A 19,764-nucleotide genomic window follows, 5' to 3' on the forward strand; every position below is an offset into this window, starting at 1 on the left:
ATTAAGCCTCCATTTTCTTCAAACGATAAGGAACATAAAACTTAGCAAATAACAAAACCTCAACAAACAACGCTGCCACAACCATTAGTCCTTCTTTAAAATCCGGTAACGCAATCAACACAAAGATACTAAACAAAGCTGCTGCAACAAGTAATAACACCGTTACAAGCTTACTTACGGCCTGTTTCTTTTGTCCATTTGATACAGGGTAAAGATGAGTCATCACCATATAATCAAACTGCGTATAGATCGGGATCAACTGGAACCCAATCAAATAAACAAACAAAACGGATACACCCATCGAAATCCAAAATTCTTTTAAGAAAAATAAAATAACCCCAGCGACCAATACCAAACGAATGAATAAGCCGCTATATTCAGAACCTCTTAAAAAACTACGAGCATAGAGATATAAATAGGTATTCTGGCTGGTTTTCTTGATTTTCCTCAACAATGGATCAAGAAATTTCCGACGTTTTACGCTACTAGAAATCTCAGGTACGTCTGTAAACAAATGAATAAATTGATAAATTCGATGCATCCGATTCTTTTCTTTTTGCACCATTAATTCCCAGTCTAGCGATATTGTCTGTTCCTTTTTGTTCAAAACCAAATAGAAAAAAACAGCCTGCACAATAGCAACAATAGGTCCTGCCAATGGCATAAGATATAAACTAAGCGCAATTGCGACGAAACTTGTGATCAACCACAAGCCAAACCACTGATAATATTCTCTTGAAGAAATTTGATACAACTCATACTTTTGCAAACGCAAATGACTGGCTTTTAAAATCCCTAACATTACTATAAAATAACTAAAAGTAGAAAAAGCCCATCCTGTCGAAACAACTACTAAAGGCATCGACATACCGCCGACCAAGAATAACGCTACTAGCGGCAACCAAAAAGAGTAGCGCAGCGCTCGATTCAAATAACTATTCATTTCAGGTTCTTTCGGTAAAATAAAGACTTTATCTGCCTCCTCAGCCAATGTAGCAATACGGCCGATCTGCAACAACGCCAACCAAAGAAACAAAATAATCGGTCTGCCCCAAACAAAATTTGCTGGTAGTGTTTTTAACACTTGAGAATAATAAAAACCTAATCCCCCTAATAAAAAGACGCAAACTAAAATAAAATGGTCATTAAAAACATAACGCATATATTTCATCATTTTTTTCAAATGGCGTGCTAAACGAATGCCAAAAAATCCAGACATATTAACCCACCTTTTCTTCTTTTGTTAGTGCGATATAAATGTCATCTAAAGAAGATCCTGGTAAACTGAACTCTTCACGCAGCTCCTCCATCGAGCCTACTGCCCGAACTTCCCCGTCATGTAAAACGACAAAACGATCGCAATATCTCTCAGCTGTAGCTAAAATATGCGTTGACATTAAAATGGCCGCACCTTGGTTGCGCATTTCATCCATTAATTCTAATAGCGCATGAATTGCTAAAGGATCTAACCCTAAAAATGGTTCATCGATGATATATAAACTTGGTTCGATCAAAAAGGCACACAAAACCATAACCTTTTGTTTCATTCCTTTTGAAAAATTGGCTGGAAACCAATCCAATTTATTTTCTAAACGGAATGTTTTTAATAAAGTGTCCGCTCTCTTAAAGGCTTCTTCAATTGGAATATCATAGGCCATTGCAGTAATTTCGATATGCTCTCTCAATGTTAACTCTTCATATAAAGAAGGCGTTTCAGGAATATAGCCGATTTTTTTGCGGTAGCTTTCAGGTTGTTGTCTCAATGTTTCTCCATCAATAGAGATTTTCCCCTTTTGTGGTGTTAACAAGCCAATTACATTTTTGATCGTAGTACTCTTCCCTGCACCATTTAACCCTATCAAGCCAACCATTTCACCCGATTTTACTTCAAAATTAATATCTTTTAAGACAGGAATATGACCGTAGCCACCTGTTAAATGTTCAATTGCTAAACTCATTAATGTACCTCCAACTATTTTTATCGTGAATCTATTATACCACGAACTTTTTGAAGGTTTCATGAACTTTTCCTCCCAAATAAATTTCAAGGTATGGTAAAGTAAAAGAAACAGCAAAAAGAAAGAAGGGAAACCATGACAGATTGTATTTTTTGTAAGATCGTCAATCAGGAAATTCCAAGCTATAAAGTTTATGAAGATGACACGGTTTATGCCTTTTTAGACATTACTCAAGTGACCAAAGGCCATACATTGCTTGTTCCTAAAGAGCATGTAACAGATATTTTTGAGTATGAACCTACACTTGCTGGAGAAGTCTTCGCACGAGTACCTAAAGTAGCACGCGCTTTAGAGAAAGCTTTTCCAGAAATGGACGGGTTAAATATTATCAATAATAATAAGGAACTCGCTTATCAATCTGTTTTTCACTCTCATATCCATTTAATACCACGTTATGGGAAAACAGATGACTTCTCCATTCATTTTGGGAATAATCAAGGAGTCTATTCTTCTGAAGAGATGCAGGAAATAGCTGAAAAAATTATGAAGCAGGTGGCACAATAATGGGAAAATTTTCTAAAGGAATTTTATTTGGTGCAGTCGTTGGCGCTGCTAGCGGTTTGCTTTTTGCCCCAAGAAGCGGTAAAGCGACTCGACAAAAGTTTGTCGATGAATTAGAGGATTGGTCTGATCTAAAAGACGACTTTAATGACAAATTAGATCAGTTCAAAGAATCTGCACAAGCGCTTCAAGCTACAGCTGATATGTACATTGAACCATTTATTGACGGAATCAATCAAGATGTAGAAAATTTTATGTTTCAAGCAGAACCAAGATTAGATCAAATCCAAGAACAAGTTGAAAAAATTCAATCTGAATTACCTAAACTGCCAACAGAAGACTAAAATTTTGAGCGTGGGACAAAACTAAAAAACAGTTTTGTTTTGCGCTCTAAATCCGAATAAACGGCGAGAAAAAAGCAGCTCCTTCTTAAATAAGCTGAAATTCACAAAAATTTGAAAAGCAATTTTCGTGAATTCCCTCTTATTTCTCGGAGCTAAACGCTTTTATACGAAAACTAATACTGTAAAAAAACAAAAAAAAGCTACCTCCTACTGAAACCGTAGTTAGCTAAAATTGGTCTAGAACGCTTCAACAGTTATTTGTTAGAGTGTTCTTTCTATTTTGTAAATAACTTCCTCCAAGTTCATTATAGCGGGACTGATCGGAAAACATCCGATAAATGATACGTATTAATAAATGAACGGTCGCAACAACCGATTTTTTATGTCCAGCATTTCTTCTTACCCGAAAGAAAAATGCTTGGATTCGATTGGGTTTCCCTTGGGAAACCGCTAGTGCTCCTTGCGCTAAGACCTTCTTTAGATAAGAATTTCCTTTTCCTACCCGTTTACTTCGATTCTTTCCAGCACTTTGATTGTTTCCTGGACTCGCTCCTGCCCATGAAGCCAAATGTCCAGATGTCGGGAAAACAGACATATCTATCCCCACTTCTGCGAGTACAACTGCCGCTGTTCTTCGATTGATTCCTGGGATTTCCTCCAAACGTTCTACGTATTCTTCATAAGGAACGAGATAGTCGTTGATTGTTTCTTCGACTTCTACTAGTTGTTTTTCTAAGCACTCAATTTGAGTGAGATGAAGAGCTAACATTTTACGATAATGAGGTGTCATAAATCCTTCTAGGGATTCAAGCAATTGAGGCACTTTTCTGCGTAAGGTAGTGTACACACACTCGAGAATGAGTGACTCTGTGATTGGTTTATTTTCAATTAAGGCATAGAGTAAGGCTCTGCCAGATTTTCCATAGATATCTTTAATCACTGAGGTTAATTTGATTCCAGCATTCTGCAGGACCATGTGCCCCCGATTTTTTTCTCGATTCAAATCTTCTACTAAGTGCTTGCGATAACGTGTTAAGTCTCTCAATTCCTGAATAGGTTCTGGTGGAACAAAACTTGTAGGAACGACTCCTAATCGAGTGAGACGAGCAATCCATTCCGCATCTTTCATATCCGTTTTTTTTCCTGGAATATTTTTGATGTGGCGAGGATTCGCCAACTGTAAATCAAAATGATTTTGTAAAATTCGCCAGACACATTTCCAATAAACACCCGTGCTTTCCATGCTTATGTGTGTGACTTCGTAAGAAGTCAACCAATCAGATAAGTCAAAAAGACCACGAGTTGTCGTATCAAAACTACCAAAGAATTTTTCTGGGCGTTTTTTTCCTTCAGCAGAACGAATAATACACGCAACAATTACTTTTTGATGGATGTCTAATCCAGCACAACAAGAACGAAGTACATCTTCCATTTTCAACATTCCTCCTTGAAAAAAAGTACAGAAGAGGCTATTCTACTTATAGAAACAAATTTATTTTTATACGCAGGTTCTATGACCTAATGATTGGTACAAATAAGTAGAATGATCTAGTTTGTCCCTCAAGGTTACTTGGAGAAGAACCTCAATAAGCGATCGACCTACAAGCCACTTCTGTCATCTCTAGTATGACAGGAAATAGCCTGTAGGTCGATCACTTTATTTTCATTCTGTTTGGTGAGGGCGGTAGCCCTCATGAGTGTTTGTCTCGGCCTCATTTTTCTAATTAAATTCAAATAATCATTATTTTTAAGCCTGATCAACTCGCTTGTTTAACCAATTGTACACGCAATTTAGACTAAATTTCTTAAAACGATCCGTTTTTATAGATGAAATTGTGTCCTAAATTCGAAAATTCTTTGAAACTATTGCTTACGTATTTCTTTTATGAAACATAGTGTGGTATAGTTATAACCGTGAGAAATTATTTCTACATAATAAAAAATAAAACAAACTTAGGAGTGCTTACAAGAATGAAGAAAAAACTAATCTTAGCTGCAGCAGGTATGTTCAGTATTTTTGCCTTAGCTGCATGTACAGGCGGTTCACAAGATATCGCAACAATGAAAGGCGGAACAATCACTGTTGACGATTTTTACAACCAAACGAAATCTAGCCAACAAAGCCAACAAACAGTTCAACAAATGATCATTTTCAAAGTATTTGATCAAAAATATGGTAAAGATGTTTCAGACAAAGACGTTCAAGCTAAATTTGATGAAACGAAGAAAAGCATTGAATCACAAGGTGGAAACTTTGCTGACCAATTGAAACAAGCTGGTCTTACAGAGAAAAGTTATAAAGAACAAATCAAACAAAGTTTAGCTTATCAAGCTGGAATCAAAGCACACATCAAAATTACTGATGCAGATTTAAAAACTGCTTGGGAAACATTCCACCCAGAAGTAGAAGCACAAGTTATCCAAGTTGCTACTGAAGATGAAGCAAAAGAGATCAAAAAACAATTAAATGACGGCGGCGACTTTGCAAAAATCGCTAAAGAAAAATCAACTGATGAAGCAACTAAAAAAGACGGTGGCAAAGTAAAATTTGACTCTCAAACAGAAACAATTGCTGAACCAGTAAAAACAGCTGCTTTCAAATTAAAAGATGGTGAAGTTTCAGAACCAATTCAAGCGACTGATTCAACTGGTTACCAATCAACATTCACTATCGTAAAAATGGTAAAAAATAAAGAAAAAGGCAATGACATGGCTCCTTACAAAAAAGAGTTGAAGAAAATTGCTGAAACAGCGAAACAAAACGATCAAGAATTTATCCAAAAAGTGACATCTGAAGTTTTAACTGAAGCAAATGTTAAAATCAAAGATGATGCATTTAAAGATGTTTTAGCTGGCTTAGTTGAAACAAAAGATTCTGCTAAATCTAAAGATTCTTCTAAGAAAGAAGAAAAATCTTCTAAAGAAAAAGAATCAAAATCAAGTGATTCAGAAAAATCTAAAGATTCTTCAAGCAAAACGGAAGAATCATCAAGTAAGACTGAAGAGTCTTCTAAATAAGCACAACAAAAAAAGAGATGAATTCATCTCTTTTTTTGTTGTATTATTTTTGAAAAACTAATTCAAATAGTTCATAAACAATCAATAGATCCTCTGAAAAAGTCAGTCCATGCGCCTTTAATGCTTGCTCAAAAAATGGGTGATGGACACTGCGCCAATATTGCAGAGTCCGGTCGCCTTCTCCTTCAAGATAACTGTGAACTTCTGATATTCTGGAATACGGAAGAATTTCAACTACTCTTGTACAAATAATCGCTTGTGCTTGATTCTTACCATCTAAAAGTACACTGTAATTTCCAACTTCCGGTATTTTCTCATCTTCTAGACCTAACTCATATAAAAGGTGAAGAGAAGACGTACCTGTTTTCTCTCCTCTAAGAACATGTGCTAACAGCTCATCTGCCATCTCTGGCGAGTTGCCAAAGGCCCAAACTTCATAATCAGGTTGCGTAATTTTATGTTGATGTTTAAATTGTGTCCATAAATCTATTGCGGACTGGTTCATCTTACAACCCCCATTTCACTTAAATATCTTTTGGCACATAAAAACTACGATTATCTAGCCCAAAGATTCGATCTGTGTACTGACCTGGTTCCGTTTGGCGAACAGAACCTAACATCATTTGGATTGATGCGTCGATATTATCGATTTGATGCAATACCTCAGCTTCCATGATCCGTGGTCGAACAGGCGAACCATATTCTAATAAACCATGATGTGCTAAAACCATATGACGTAAAACGATCACATCCTCATCATTTTCATCGATCTTCAGCGCAATACAAGCTTTCGTGATTTCTTCATCGACAAGAACTAAGTGACCAATCAGATTTCCTGATAGTGTATACTCAGTGGTCATTGCGCCAGAAAGCTCTTTTACTTTGCCTAAATCATGTAAAATGATTCCAGAATAAAGTAATGCTGCATTTAATTCATTGTATTCTTTACAAATCGCTTTCCCTAAACGAAGCATAGAAACCGTATGATAAGCCAAGCCGTTTGCAAAGGCATGATGATTTCTTTTCGCAGCTGGATAATCAAAAAATTCTTTTTGGTATTGCGTTAGTAGAAAGCGAACGATTCGTTGCCAATGAGCATTGGTAATTTCAAAGACCGTTTGGTTAATTTCGTCAACCATATCTTCTCTTTTCAATGGTGCTCGTTCCATATATAATGTTGGTTGGTTAGGCTCATCTGGCCGCGCAACTCGCATATGGATGATTTTCACTTGAGGATTGCCTTGATATACTTCTCTTTTTCCATTTAAAAGAATAACATTTCCTGCTGTAAAGCGGCTGATTTCTTCTTCTGAAGCATCCCAATATTTCCCATCGATCGTACCTGACGTATCTTGAAAAGTAAATGCGATAAATTTTTTGCCATTTTTAGCTATACGAACATCAGCATTTTTGATTAAAAGAAATAATTCAAAAACTTCGTCTACAGCTAGTTCACGGATTTTTTTCATACTTACACTCCTTCTAATTCTATAATCGGTTGTTTCAACGCTTTATAATAGCTTACCATTTCTTGGTCAGAAGAAAAACAAATGACTTGCTGATGTTCAGAAAAAATTGCAAATAGTTGTGCTAGTTGCTCTTTTCTTTGACTATCATAATGTAGCCAACCATCATCTATTATGATCGGACATAAGCTACGTTGCTCTTGTAGATAAAGAAAGGCAAAACGAACAGCCATGATCACTTGATCTCTTGTACCAGTGGATAGCTCATGCAACATGAAGCGCTGCTGATCCTCACGAGTAACGATTAATTGTTCTTCATGTAATTGAATTCCTTGATACGTATTTTGTGTTAGAAGCTTGAAATAATCCGTTGCTTTCTTCAATAGATTAGGCAATTGTTTTTCTGATAGTTCTGTTAAAAGATCCATCAATAATTGACCAGCTAATTGATGCGCTGACCAATTTAAAGCCAATTCCTCGATTTCCGTTTTCAACTCAGCTTGTTCTTGATACAGTTCGTCTAATGTACCGTCTGATAACATTTGTTTGCGCTGATAAAGGATTTTTTGTTCTTTTTCCTGTAATTGTTGCATACTTTGCTCTAACTCATTGAGCTTTTGAGAGATTTCTATTTGTTTTAATGGCAGTTGTTTAGGATCGCTCGATTCAGAATACAATCCTACCAACATTGTTTGTAATTCCTGTTTTCGTTTGTTGTTTGCCGTAGTTTTTTGGTAACTTTGGATTTTATTTGGAATCTCATTTATAGATGGTATCTGGAACCGCTGGAGCAATGGTCTCGCTTGATCAAGTACTTGCTGTTGCTTTTCTTTGACTTCACGAATCGTCTGACGTGAATACGCATCTGCTTGGTACTCTTGCGCAAAACGAACTTTTTCCATCTTGTCAGCAAAACGACTGATGACACTTATCCTTTGTGCTAATGTCGTTCCAGCAATCGGCAATCGTGCCGTAAAGCGCTCCGTCTGTTCCGCTAATTTAGCCACACGTTTTTGATCTTCTTTCAACTGATTTTCAAGTTCTTGATTTGTATTAAGCAAAATCAAATAACGCGTAATATCTGTGCGATGTGTTAACCAAAATTCAACTTGATCCATGCGACCTAAATGATTTTCTTTCACTTTTTGAGCAATATATCGGGACATTTCTTTTTCTTCTTCCTGGATCGTTTTGATTTCAGCTTTGATTTTTATTAGCTGATCATTCAAATAATCCAATTGAGAGAGCTTTTCTTGCCATTGTCGTTTTTCATTTTCATAGGTGTCCTTGGGTTGATAAACAAGCGGTAATATCCCCGCAATCAGGAATCCTGCACTCAAAAGGAATGTTCCATAGCGAAGCGGCACTGGTAAAAAGAAACTCAACAATAAAATAATTCCTGCAAATCCGCAAAAAAGTAGATTGACTGTTTTTTTTGTTTGGCGATGGTTTTTCCGAAACATTTCTTTATTGATTGTTTCAAAAGTACTTAAATTTTCTTCTCGTGTTGCAATTTCCTCTTCTAACAGTTGTAAATCGGTTTGAGTCGTTTGTAATTTGACTGTCCGTGCAACAATCTCATCTCTCATCTCGTTAACTGCTTGTTCTTCAAAGGATAATTGCGGTGGTGTTGCCGCGTTCCATCCCCATTTTTTTTCCAAAGGAAACATTTCTTGCTGGTTTTGCTGTAAGGATTGAGTCATCCAACTGATTTCAGAGAGCAATTTATCAATATCATACCGTTGGTTGAGTAATTGCTGAATATGTTCTTCTTCTTGTAAGTAAAACTGATAATCGTCTGTTTGATCTATTGTCTCACTTTGGGCAGCAATACTTTGGTTCAAACGAGTCAATTCTTCATTTAAAAAACGATGTTGCTGATAAATCGATAGCAGTGTCTCTTGTTCTTCTGCTTTTAATACAGCAGTTGCTTTTGATTGTTCGATAGAGTGCAGTTCTTCGTATAAGGGTAGATTCATTACTTGCTTTTCGACAAGCGCTAATTGACTTTTCATTTCTTGTGCAGCTTGGCGCTTTTCTGCTATTAATTGCTCCGTATTAGCTAATTCAGTAATTAATTGTTGGAAAGGACGTTCCTGCTGTTCTTTTTCGTTGATACGTTGTTGTAGGCTTTGGTATGCATTCAGCTTTTGATTTAATGGCGGCTGACTTCCTTTGCCTTTATAGATCGTCTGAGCTCGCTTAAAATAGTCTTCTCTACTCACTAATAGCTGCTTACTTCCTGATAGTCCTAACGAAAGTAATGATGTTTGTAGCTCTTCTTCATTTAACTTTTCTAGTTGGCTAAGTTGCTCTTGTTGGAAGGTAAAGACTGACTGAAATAATTCCCTCGTTAACGGATGAATCATCTTTTCCAGCATTGCTTCATCACCGATTTGATCATTAAAGTAGACTTTTGCTCTGCCTTTATTTTGCCCTTTGAAACGTTCAACCTGAACTTCCCCATAAACTGGATGGGAAAACCACAGACGTCCTCCATAAGCAGCACCATTTTTAGGTTGGTAATCTTTTTTTCGTTTGCCTTTAGCAGGAAAACCAAAAAGCATTGCTTGAATAAATTGATAAATCGTTGATTTGCCAGCTTCATTTGCCCCAAATAGTAATTGGTTTTTTGGAAGAAACTCAATTTTCTGTTGTTGCCATTTACCAAATCCAACGAGTTCTATTGCAATGAGTTTCATAGCTGATCCTCCTGTATAACAAAATCTTCTTTGATAGTTTGATCTGCTTGTTCGATGCTGCGCTCACGCCATTCTTCATTTATCTGTACAACAGAAGAAAAGAGTGGATTTTGAACGAGTTCCTGCAAGGTATTTGAAAATATATCTGGTTGTAAATAGTTTTTTTCCAATTGTTTTAGCAGCTCTGGAGCTGCGCTGATCACTACTTTTTTCTCAAAATAGTCAGTCATTACCTCTACTTGAAATAAAAATAAGGAGTGATTCGTTTGCTGTAGTAAAGTTGTCTGCAAATATTGAAGTAACTCACCATTTTCATATGATATTTGGAATTCTTCACTAAGTTCTTCAGTATCAGTTAACTGAATTTCTTTTAACGTTAATTGTGTTTGGTTTTCCATGTCTTTTAAAAGAAACTCAGTCAAGATACTCAATGCTTCCTGCAGATTTCTAGCTTGGCTCAGGGAATACCTTTGAAGCTGCCAAGTAACTTGAGCTACAGGTTCAAAGTGAACCGTAGCATGTCCTGGTTCTATCGAAACGATTGCCACACCTTGAACTGTCCGTTCTTTTTTAGTATGACCTTGTGGTGTTCCTGGATACACGATCAAAGGGTCTGCACTTACTACTTGTGGTTGATGGATGTGTCCCAATGCCCAGTAGTCATAGCCTTTGCTTTTCATATTGCTGAATGAAAATGGGGCATAATTCTGCTGCCCGTTATTCGTCGTATCACCATGATAAATCCCAATATGTAAATCTACCATTGGATCTTTTTTTGGGAAAGCCGACAGTTTATCCTCATTGATCCAAGGATGTTCATAGCTAAAACCGGAAACTGCTACTTTCTCTTGATTCTTCGTCATAAAGTAATGCGTTTCAATCTGTTCTTTTTGGAAAAGGAACATGTTTTTAGGAAAATCGAACCAATAGCGCTCTGCTACATAGTAATCATGATTACCAAATGACATGATCACTGGAATTTCCGCTTGATCCAAACGCTTCATTTCATCGATAAAATACGCTTGTGTTCGAATCGACGTACGACTTTGGTGAAATGTATCTCCAGCAAAAACAACAGCATCCACCTGATTTTTTATTGCTATATCAACAATTGCCGTTATTACTTCATGATTGGCCCGTTGCAATTTTTCAAGGATTTCTTTGGGACTATTTTTTAGGCCTTCAAAAGACCGATCCAGATGTAAATCTGCCGTATGCAATACTTTCATTAGATCCTCCTATTCGCCCGAATTCTTTTCTTTAATCATATCATTTTATTTAGAAGCGGTCAGTAAAAACATACGAAAATTTGTTCGTTTTTCATTTTTTTAAGACCTAAAAATAAAAAGGTGAAAATAAAACTTTGTATGTTTCATTCTCACCTAATTTATTAAACTTATTCTATTGTGATCTCTATCTGAACAATTTCACTTTGAGTTCCAATTCGCATCGGTGGTCCCCATGTACCTACGCCAGAAGAAACGATGACTTGTGGGCTGTTTTCATTTTTACGATAATAACCATAGTCTACAGTGAAATAAGCTTTTGTGACTAAACTAAAGGGAAAAATCTGTCCTTGATGGGTATGACCTGAAAGAATCAACTCATTTGGATTATCATATTCATCAATTGTTGAGGGCTGATGATCCAAGATGATTTTTGGCAGTTGATTGCCCACTTTTTCGAATTGTTCCTTCATGCTTTTTCTCTGGCCATCTTGTGAGCCAATCGGTCGGCTATCTTTTCTGCCGACTACTAAAATTTCTTCCCCAATAACAGTCATTTCATCTTCCAATAACGTAATGTTTGATGCTTCAACAAGGTCCTTCATCTTCTCAAAACTCTCACCAGCATCATGATTGCCCCAGCACATATACGTTCCATACGTTGAAGATAAACGGTTAAATTGTTTTTTTATGCCGTCTACATCTTGTAATGCTTTATAATTCCCATCAAACAAATCACCTGAAATGAAGATAATATCAGGATTTATTTGGTTGATTTTGGTCACGATTTTTTTCAACTTTTTCGCGTCATTAACATAGCCTAGATGCAGATCGCTAATCAATACAGCCCTTATTTTTTTCTGTTTATTGTTTGCCGATTTATCGATTGCTACGTGATAATTTACCGTTTTGATTTGCTGTGCTTGCCAGGAACCATAGCAAAATAACACAACGATCAAACATGCCGCTCCCATCCAAACCATTAACTCAGTTTTTGCTGGCACACTCGTAATTTTCCCTGTAATTTTCAAAATCAAATCTGTTAAAGCAAATATAACTAAAGATACAAACCAAAATGATAACCAATAACTACCTATTTTCCCGATTAATCCACCTACATTAGCATTAAACAATAACATCGTTAGCATCGATGCCACCGAAAAAATACCAATAAGTCCCCATAAAATGAGTGAATGTTTAAAAAATGAAAACTGTTCAAGTAATGAGAGCAGTTTTCTACCAATGTAAAAATTACTTAGAAGAAATAGCACCCCAATCATTAAAAATACTAGCTTATTCATGACACTCCTCCATTTTTGCTCCAAAGGCTTGACCTAATTTCACGATTGTTTCAAGATTATTTTCAGTGTTCCTCCAAATTTCCGGATTGATCTGTACTTGATTTTTTTGAAATAATAAAATAACAGTTGATCCACCAAATTCAAACCAGCCTTTTTTCTCAAAACGCTGACAATTTCCTGATTTTTTTAGATTTTTGATTTTTCCAACCATCAGAGCGCCAACTTCAATTTGAGCAATTTTCCCAAATTTTTCTGTCTCAATAATCGTAATTTCTCTTGAATTTCTTGAAAATACAGGTTGATTATGAATCGCTACTGGCTGAACTGTGTGGAAAACACCCTCTATTTTTTGATGTCCTATAATCGTTCCTTCAGTGATAAAATAATAATGATGGTAATCATCTGGAGTTAAACGAAAAATAACAGCACAACCAGCTTGCCATTCTTCCGCAAGACTTGTGCTATCCAGTAATTCTGCAAGATCATATTCCGAATTTTTTATGTTAAACGTTTGATTTTTATTGATTGGATAAACTGTAACTTTCCCGTCGCAAGGCGCACCTAAAGAAGATTCACCTTGCGATAAAATGCGTGCTTCTGGCTTGATTTCCCGCATAAAAAAATGGTTGAACGAACGGTATGACATCGTTTCATATTCGTCCATTTGAAGCTTATTTTTCTTAATAAATCGTTTGATCATTCTTTTTGAAAGTGCGCTATTTAAATAAACTCCAGCCACTTTTGTAAGCTGTGGTTGGATAAGTCCTTTTAACATAAAACGTCCAATTGGATTTTTATATAAATAATGTACTATCCCGCTATCATTGTCAGTGATAAGCTGTGTTTTAAAACCCTTCTCCATTTGTTTTCCCCTTTGAAAAGTTTAGCGAACAAAAAAAGCAACAACAGCGCCTAAAAAGGCTCCAAAAACTAGTTTTCTAGGGTCGACTTTTTTTATTTTCACCTTCGAAATAAATAAGAACCCAATAATCAATAGCGCTGCCGGATAAACGAGCGTAATCCCAATATGGAAACGACCCGCAATAAAAAATAACAAAGGAATCAGGGCCGCACTACTTGTTACTGGCAATCCTTCATAATACTCGCGATATCCTTCTGCGTGTTCTTTTCTCTCCATTTCTGTCACATTATAGTGGGCTAAACGAATCAAGGCAGCTAAAATATAAAATACAAATAATGGCAAATAAATTCCTTGCGTAAGACCTGATGCATAACCTAAAACCGTTGGGAAAACCCCAAAACTAATCAAATCAGCGAGTGAATCAATTTGAATACCGTAGCACATCTCACTCTTAGTACGTTCCTTCGTATTTGCGACTAATCCGTCAAACATATCACAAATACCTGAGAGTACTAAACAAAAAATTGCTTCAACAACATGCTGCGTCAAAGCTAAATACATTCCTACTATAGAAAAAACTGCGTTTCCATACGTTAGAATAACTGTGTAATCATAAATGCCAATCATACTATTTGTTCCCCAATCATTTTTTTCGTTTAGTAATACTATAGCATTAAAAAAGAGAGAATTGGGAAATTTTTTAAGATTTCATGTGTTTTTGATAGTAGAAAAAAACTGCCTTTTAGCTTATTTATGATTCTACAAAAAAAAGCCTTTAAAGATCGTTGAGGATGTTTCTTACCAACTAATCTCTAAAAGCTTTTATTTTCATCTATTAATCGTTATACAAATCACGAATCGGTGTCATGATAATACGGTTCAAATCATTTACGATCAAGCTAAACGCTTGTTCTTTTTGCATCAATTGGTTGATAACTTCTGCTTTTTGAACTTCCGTAGCTAATGCTTGAGCTTTCTCAGCATCTTCTTCTGAAAATTCTTCTCCACGCATTTGTTTTTCTTGTAATCCTTGTTGGAAGCTTTGGAATTCTTTGAACAACTTGTATGCTTCTTCATCCGCTTTTACATCTGCATAAGCTTGTTCCAATGCTTTAAACTCTTCCATTTCACGGATTTCACGTTCTACTTGATTAGCTGTATCATAAATATTACTCATTCAATCTCCCTCGTTTCTATAAATTCTTCTCTTTGATTGTACCATTCTTTGATTCGTTTTCAAACCGATTATTCTCCTGTCAAACCACCGAAGAAGTCTTTCAGTCCATTTTTCGTTTTGTCCCAGCCTTCTTTGATTTTGCCGCCGATATCTTTTGCGCCCTCTTTAACTTGGCCGCTAATATCTTTGACGCTGTCTTTCCAAGCATCGTTATTTTCATTTGTCGCTACTTCACTTGCTGGTTGTACGACGCCACCTGTTACATACGAATCTGCTACTGTAAAAGGAGTTTGTGCTGTGTACGGTAAAATGCCTTGTGTTTGACTGCTAAATACAGTAGAAGCATGCGTAGCACTGCTACCTTGCAAATAATGACTTTCACTCGTTTGTTCAAAGCCTAACCATGTTGCGACCACCACATCAGGTGTATAGCCGACAACCCATTGGTCATTGGTTTTATCTGTGTCAAAGTTCGTTTCTGTGGTTCCTGTTTTCCCAGCCATGACATATCCTGCTGGATCAGCATTGATCCCAGTCCCTGAGCTAAAGACACCTAACAGCATACTTGTCATTTGATCTGCAGTATCTTTTGTAATAATTTGCTTGGTTTTCGCATTAGTATTATCTTCGATGACTGCTCCTGTAGAATCAACGATTTTTGTAATCAAATGTGCTTCTGACTGAGAGCCGCCTGTCGCAAATGGACTATACGCATTCGCCATCGTTAAAGGGGATACTCCGGTTTTCAAACCACCAAGTGCTAAACCATAATATTTATCTTCTGGCGCTAACGGAATACCGAATTTCTCTGTTTTTTCGAACCCTTTATCTAGCCCAATTTTGTGCAATGTCCAAACGGCTGGTAAATTTAAACTTTCACCTAGTGCTTGGTACATCGTTACTTCACCGCTAATTGTACGACTATAATTTTCAGCGGGGTAATAATCTTGCGGTTTGTCTTCTAAAATACTATTTGGCTTCATTCCAGATTCTAAAGCTGGCGTATAAACCGAAATTGGTTTCAATGACGAACCTGGTGAACGTTTTGTTTGTGTTGCGAAGTTAAACCCACGATAGACGTGTTCGCCGCGTCCACCTACAACTCCTTGTACACCACCCGTTTTGGGATTTAGTGCAACGGAGCCACTTTGAACCATTGCGCCATCTTCTGCATTCGGTGGGAATAAAGCGTCATTAGCGTATGTTTGTTCCATCGCTTTTTGATAGTTTTGGTCTAATGCTGTATAAATTTTGTACCCTTTATTCAATAGATCTTCTTCTTTTAACCCATATTTATTGACCGCTTCATCGATGACCGCATCGAAGTAATAAGGATATCTGTAATCTGAATTTTGGTCAGAATAATTGTCCGCCAATAAACTATTCATATCGACACCAGCTTGTGCATCGGCTTCTCCTTGAGATAATTTACCGTTATCTACCATTAACTGTAAAACCGTATTGCGGCGATTGACTGCATTTTCAACATAGTCTATCGGGTTATAGATTCCTGGACCTTTCAACATCCCGACTAAAGTTGCTGATTCACCGACTGATAACTCGCTTGCACTAACTCCAAAGTATTTATGTGATGCGTCTTCAATTCCCCAAACTCCGTTTCCAAAGTAAGAATTGTTCAGATACATTTCTAGAATTTGTTGTTTGTCATACTTTTTCTCGATTTCGATTGCTAAAAATAGCTCTCTTGCCTTACGCGTCATCGTTTGTTCTTGTGTAAGGTAGGCATTTTTGGCTAATTGCTGAGTGATCGTACTACCGCCACCACCGCCACCGATCATGCCAAAACTCAACTTGCCAACTACTGCCCGTAAAAGTCCTTTAATATCATAACCGTGATGGGTTTCAAAATTACGATCCTCAGTTGAAATCAAGGCATCTTTGACATGCGGAGAAATTTGATCGATTGTGACAAATGTTCCTTTTTGCCCAAACAACTTCCCTGCCTCATCTCCATTTTTATCATAAATGACCGTTGATTCTTCTAACCCTTTTTTCAAAGCACCAACATTTGCTGATTTAGCTAAGGTAAATAGATAGATACTTGCTACTAAAACGACTAACATACCTAATAGCAAAATAATCTTATTGATTTGATATTTTTTCCAAATTCGCTTTCTCCAGTGATGAAAACGAACAAGATAAGGTTTGATCCAAGCCCAAAAGCGCTGAAAACCAGATTTTAATTTTCCCATAATTGTTTTAAAGTCCATAGTGCTCCCTCTTTGCATAAAAGTTTCTAAGCCATTTTACCATAGATTGCCGCTCTCATTCATACGGCTTTAGCATGAATAATGCACATAGATTTTGTTTTGCCTATTTTACCATGCTTTTCTTTTATTTTTATGTAGAAAAGTTTAAGAATACATCAAGAAATCTAGGTATTGACGGAGGAAAATAGCATTTTATGTATAAATTCTTCTTTTCGTTGAAAAAAAGTGCTAATTTAACAGAACTTTGATCATAAAAAATTCATATTTTCCCTTTATTATACAAGTATACCAACAAACAACCCTAACAAAACACTTTTTCATTTTTTAACTCCTTTTCCCACTCTTCCCCAAAGAGTGGGTCTCTTTTTGTTTTGAGAAAATTTTCAGCTCTGACTAACAGATGTGAAACTTCTACCTAGATGATTTACTAGCGCTTCCCTAACTGTTATTATACCTTTTTTTATGCTACACTTTTTTTGAAATGTAACCGTTTTACAAAAAAAATAGAAGAGGAGAATTTTTATGTCTAAAAAACTAACATTTTTACTTATTCCGATTTTCTTTTTACTAAGTTTTAGTCTGTTGCCTAATCAATCAGATGCTACTCAAGCAAATTCAAAAGATCCGATCATGATGGCTTATTATCGTACATGGCGAGACGTTACAATGCCTCACGATGCAAATTCCACCTTGCCTGATCCAAACGTCACTGCCATGACAGATATTCCTGAAGGCGTAGATATTGTCTCTGTTTTCCATTATGTCAATCCTGGAACAAATCAACAGAAATTTTGGGATACCTTGAAAGATACTTACGTCCCTACACTGCATGCTAGAGGGACTCGTGTCATTCGGACAATCGATATAAGAGAAATTTGGAATGTTCCTCATGCAGGTACTACGCCCACGACAGCTGAATATGATAAATATGCACAACAACTGATTGATACTTATCTAACTCCGTGGAATTTAGATGGACTGGATGTTGATATGGAATCTAGTTTGACTGCGAAGCAAGAAGAAATGGCGGTTGGTACGTTCAACGCTTTATCTAAAAAACTAGGTCCAAATTCCAATTCTGGAAAATTATTGATTTATGATACAAATAAAGATAATCATTCTTTATTTAAAAAAACAGCCTCTTACTTTGATTATTTATTTGTCCAAGCATATGGCCGTTCAGTTAGTTCTTTAGATAATACATGGAATACCTACAAAACGTCAATTACGCCGCAACAATTTCTTCCTGGCATCTCTTTCCCAGAAGAACAAGATCACAACCGTTGGAATGATACGGTAGAACCATATGAAACAAGCCGAGCTTATTCTTATGCAAAATGGAATCCAAAAGATGGTCAAAAAGGCGGGATGTTTGTCTATGCTATCGATCGGGATGGTAAGACATATGGTGATGATACAATCACAAAAACCGATTTTAGCTGGACGAAACGTTTGATCAATACAATGAATAATAACTAGTTAGGAATTTTTGTGTAAATCTTAAACCCTTCTTTAGAAAATATTTACATTTTTAGACAAATTAATACACAAAAAATTCATATTTAGTTTGTATTATATATGTATACCAACAAACAACCCTAACAAAACACTTTTTCATTTTTAACTCCTTTCCCACTCTTCCCCAAAGAGTGGGTATTTGTTGTGAATCGCTACACTTCGTTTCGATCTCATTGTTGTAAATCACAAAGAACGAAGTGATTCGATGATGCACAATACAAGGTATCAGAAAGATACATTGCTCCCTTTATTTTCTAAGAGCTACAGCTCTAAGAATTAAAGGACTACAACTGGCTTTGCCAGAGTAGATGATGAGCTAAAAATAGTGAGAGAAGTCTTCTTACTTGTGAATCAAAAAAATAATGTGATTTAATAGTAAACAATACAAAAATACCCTTTAGAAAAGCTATTTCTTTCTACCAATCCAGTTCCAAAATAGACTACTGTCTCTTTAATTCTACCTAACCACTTGCACTTATCCTTCCATTTGTTAAACTAAATAGAACGCTATTGAAAAGGTGGAAAACAAATGGAATTAGCCATCCAGTTACCGAAGAATTTTAAAGAACAAACCGTCCGAGAACTGCTTGAACAAGAATGGTTAGTTCCTCGTAAAGTAAGACACTTTTTGCGCACTCGAAAAAATGTTTCGATCAATGGAGAGCCCGCTTTATTCCATTTTCCTGTGAAAAGTGGCGATATTGTTACTTTACAGTTTGAATCAGAAGACTATCCGATGCCTACGATTCTTTTGGGGAATGAGTCTAAAGTGAATGTGCTGTTTGAAGATGACCATTTGATTATTTTAAATAAATCGATCGGCATGAAAACTCACCCGAATCAACCAAATGAAAATGACACACTACTTAACCATTTAGCCGCATACTTAGCACCTAAAAACCAAATCCCCTATGTGGTTCATCGTCTTGATAAAGAAACTAGTGGTGCGATTTTATTTGCTAAAAACCCTTTTGTATTACCGATTTTAGGCCGATTACTAGAAAGCAAGCTAATCTATCGGCGCTATCAATCAATCGTTTCAGGTATTCTAAAAGAGTCTATGACCATTCGAAAAAAAATTGGCCGTGATCGTCATGATCGACGAAAACGAGTGATTGATGAACGAAATGGCGATGGTGCTGTTACTCATGTTGAGGTTGAAACTTATGATCGAAAGACGAACCATACCACTATTTATTGTGTTCTAGAAACGGGACGAACGCATCAAATCCGTGTACATCTAGCAAGCATTGGGCATCCAATCATTGGTGATCCCTTGTATCATCCAAAACCTAATGGGCGCTTGATGCTTCATGCTTATGAACTGCACCTGACACACCCATTTACTGGAGAAACGATTATGGCAGTTGCTGAGCCAAGTCTGTGGTAAGCTGAAACAG

16 protein-coding genes and 1 pseudogene are annotated in these 19,764 nt (G+C 36.5%); 5 read left to right on the plus strand and 12 right to left on the minus strand.

The window, feature by feature from the left end; translation table 11 throughout:
- Window position 1: 1 nt before the first annotated feature.
- The gene (locus tag IGJ02_RS14995; protein WP_430602571.1) at window positions 2-1,219 is read right to left on the minus strand and encodes an ABC transporter permease; all 1,218 of its coding nucleotides are present in this window, start codon (window positions 1,217-1,219) and stop codon (window positions 2-4) included.
- Window position 1,220: 1 nt separating this feature from the next.
- A complete protein-coding gene (locus IGJ02_RS15000) occupies window positions 1,221-1,958 on the minus strand; it encodes an ABC transporter ATP-binding protein (protein WP_010762394.1) in 738 nt (245 codons plus the stop codon).
- A gap of 120 nt (window positions 1,959-2,078) precedes the next feature.
- Here IGJ02_RS15000 and IGJ02_RS15005 point away from each other — a divergent pair.
- Window positions 2,079-2,522, plus strand: a pseudogene (locus IGJ02_RS15005) (HIT family protein); the annotation flags it as partial.
- Window positions 2,522-2,863 (plus strand): YtxH domain-containing protein, encoded by a 342-nt coding sequence (locus tag IGJ02_RS15010; protein ID WP_010762392.1) that lies wholly within the window; start codon window positions 2,522-2,524, stop codon window positions 2,861-2,863. The pseudogene IGJ02_RS15005 and the gene IGJ02_RS15010, both read left to right, overlap by 1 nt.
- A gap of 247 nt (window positions 2,864-3,110) precedes the next feature.
- On the opposite strand, the gene IGJ02_RS15015 is transcribed toward IGJ02_RS15010, so the two are convergent.
- Window positions 3,111-4,295 carry an IS110 family transposase gene (locus IGJ02_RS15015; protein ID WP_430601783.1) on the minus strand — a complete coding sequence of 395 codons (1,185 nt, stop codon included), beginning with the start codon at window positions 4,293-4,295 and terminating at the stop codon, window positions 3,111-3,113.
- 539 nt (window positions 4,296-4,834) lie between these two features.
- Here IGJ02_RS15015 and IGJ02_RS15020 point away from each other — a divergent pair.
- On the plus strand, window positions 4,835-5,881 hold the full coding sequence (locus IGJ02_RS15020) for a peptidylprolyl isomerase (RefSeq protein WP_010762391.1): 1,047 nt from the start codon (window positions 4,835-4,837) through the stop codon (window positions 5,879-5,881).
- Between the two features lie 43 nt (window positions 5,882-5,924).
- Here the strand turns inward: IGJ02_RS15020 and IGJ02_RS15025 are convergent, their stop codons facing one another.
- The 9 genes from IGJ02_RS15025 to IGJ02_RS15065 form a co-directional block, all read right to left on the minus strand.
- Window positions 5,925-6,386: an ASCH domain-containing protein gene (locus IGJ02_RS15025; protein ID WP_430602573.1), complete on the minus strand. Its 462-nt coding sequence runs from the start codon at window positions 6,384-6,386 to the stop codon at window positions 5,925-5,927.
- Window positions 6,387-6,405: 19 nt separating this feature from the next.
- Entirely contained in the window at window positions 6,406-7,350 is a 945-nt protein-coding gene (locus IGJ02_RS15030) for a 3'-5' exoribonuclease YhaM family protein (RefSeq protein WP_010762389.1), read from the minus strand.
- Window positions 7,351-7,352: 2 nt separating this feature from the next.
- Entirely contained in the window at window positions 7,353-10,049 is a 2,697-nt protein-coding gene (locus IGJ02_RS15035) for an AAA family ATPase (RefSeq protein ID WP_430602574.1), read from the minus strand.
- Window positions 10,046-11,278, minus strand: a complete 1,233-nt coding sequence (locus IGJ02_RS15040) for a metallophosphoesterase family protein (RefSeq protein ID WP_430602575.1) — start codon at window positions 11,276-11,278, stop codon at window positions 10,046-10,048. Before IGJ02_RS15040 ends, IGJ02_RS15035 begins: the two co-directional genes overlap by 4 nt.
- A gap of 167 nt (window positions 11,279-11,445) precedes the next feature.
- On the minus strand, window positions 11,446-12,576 hold the full coding sequence (locus tag IGJ02_RS15045; RefSeq protein ID WP_430602576.1) for a metallophosphoesterase: 1,131 nt from the start codon (window positions 12,574-12,576) through the stop codon (window positions 11,446-11,448).
- Entirely contained in the window at window positions 12,569-13,438 is an 870-nt protein-coding gene (locus IGJ02_RS15050; RefSeq protein ID WP_430602578.1) for a phosphatidylserine decarboxylase, read from the minus strand. Before IGJ02_RS15050 ends, IGJ02_RS15045 begins: the two co-directional genes overlap by 8 nt.
- Window positions 13,439-13,459: 21 nt before the next feature.
- Window positions 13,460-14,065 (minus strand): CDP-alcohol phosphatidyltransferase family protein, encoded by a 606-nt coding sequence (locus IGJ02_RS15055; RefSeq protein WP_010762384.1) that lies wholly within the window; start codon window positions 14,063-14,065, stop codon window positions 13,460-13,462.
- 208 nt (window positions 14,066-14,273) lie between these two features.
- Window positions 14,274-14,615 (minus strand): YlbF family regulator, encoded by a 342-nt coding sequence (locus tag IGJ02_RS15060; protein WP_010762383.1) that lies wholly within the window; start codon window positions 14,613-14,615, stop codon window positions 14,274-14,276.
- Window positions 14,616-14,683: 68 nt separating this feature from the next.
- Window positions 14,684-16,846 (minus strand): PBP1A family penicillin-binding protein, encoded by a 2,163-nt coding sequence (locus IGJ02_RS15065; RefSeq protein WP_430602579.1) that lies wholly within the window; start codon window positions 16,844-16,846, stop codon window positions 14,684-14,686.
- 522 nt (window positions 16,847-17,368) lie between these two features.
- On the opposite strand from IGJ02_RS15065, the gene IGJ02_RS15070 reads away from it, so the two are divergent.
- Entirely contained in the window at window positions 17,369-18,325 is a 957-nt protein-coding gene (locus IGJ02_RS15070) for an endo-beta-N-acetylglucosaminidase family protein (RefSeq protein WP_430602580.1), read from the plus strand.
- Window positions 18,326-18,893: 568 nt separating this feature from the next.
- A complete protein-coding gene (locus IGJ02_RS15075; RefSeq protein ID WP_430602581.1) occupies window positions 18,894-19,754 on the plus strand; it encodes an RluA family pseudouridine synthase in 861 nt (286 codons plus the stop codon).
- Window positions 19,755-19,764: the final 10 nt, after the last annotated feature.

The organism is Enterococcus sp. DIV0724b (genome assembly GCF_050531475.1).
GTDB classification, from domain to species: domain Bacteria; phylum Bacillota; class Bacilli; order Lactobacillales; family Enterococcaceae; genus Enterococcus_L; species Enterococcus_L haemoperoxidus.

Coding starts and splice junctions, on each gene's coding strand:
- IGJ02_RS15015 (WP_430601783.1), bottom strand. CDS start 4,295: ATGGAAGATGTACTTCGTTCTTGTTGTGCTGGATTAGACATCCATCAA.
- IGJ02_RS15030 (WP_010762389.1), bottom strand. CDS start 7,350: ATGAAAAAAATCCGTGAACTAGCTGTAGACGAAGTTTTTGAATTATTT.
- IGJ02_RS15050 (WP_430602578.1), bottom strand. CDS start 13,438: ATGGAGAAGGGTTTTAAAACACAGCTTATCACTGACAATGATAGCGGG.
- IGJ02_RS15045 (WP_430602576.1), bottom strand. CDS start 12,576: ATGAATAAGCTAGTATTTTTAATGATTGGGGTGCTATTTCTTCTAAGT.
- IGJ02_RS15000 (WP_010762394.1), bottom strand. CDS start 1,958: ATGAGTTTAGCAATTGAACATTTAACAGGTGGCTACGGTCATATTCCT.
- IGJ02_RS15070 (WP_430602580.1), top strand. CDS start 17,369: ATGTCTAAAAAACTAACATTTTTACTTATTCCGATTTTCTTTTTACTA.
- IGJ02_RS15025 (WP_430602573.1), bottom strand. CDS start 6,386: ATGAACCAGTCCGCAATAGATTTATGGACACAATTTAAACATCAACAT.
- IGJ02_RS15010 (WP_010762392.1), top strand. CDS start 2,522: ATGGGAAAATTTTCTAAAGGAATTTTATTTGGTGCAGTCGTTGGCGCT.
- IGJ02_RS15060 (WP_010762383.1), bottom strand. CDS start 14,615: ATGAGTAATATTTATGATACAGCTAATCAAGTAGAACGTGAAATCCGT.
- IGJ02_RS15020 (WP_010762391.1), top strand. CDS start 4,835: ATGAAGAAAAAACTAATCTTAGCTGCAGCAGGTATGTTCAGTATTTTT.
- IGJ02_RS15075 (WP_430602581.1), top strand. CDS start 18,894: ATGGAATTAGCCATCCAGTTACCGAAGAATTTTAAAGAACAAACCGTC.
- IGJ02_RS15040 (WP_430602575.1), bottom strand. CDS start 11,278: ATGAAAGTATTGCATACGGCAGATTTACATCTGGATCGGTCTTTTGAA.
- IGJ02_RS15055 (WP_010762384.1), bottom strand. CDS start 14,065: ATGATTGGCATTTATGATTACACAGTTATTCTAACGTATGGAAACGCA.
- IGJ02_RS15035 (WP_430602574.1), bottom strand. CDS start 10,049: ATGAAACTCATTGCAATAGAACTCGTTGGATTTGGTAAATGGCAACAA.
- IGJ02_RS15065 (WP_430602579.1), bottom strand. CDS start 16,846: ATGGACTTTAAAACAATTATGGGAAAATTAAAATCTGGTTTTCAGCGC.
- IGJ02_RS14995 (WP_430602571.1), bottom strand. CDS start 1,219: ATGTCTGGATTTTTTGGCATTCGTTTAGCACGCCATTTGAAAAAAATG.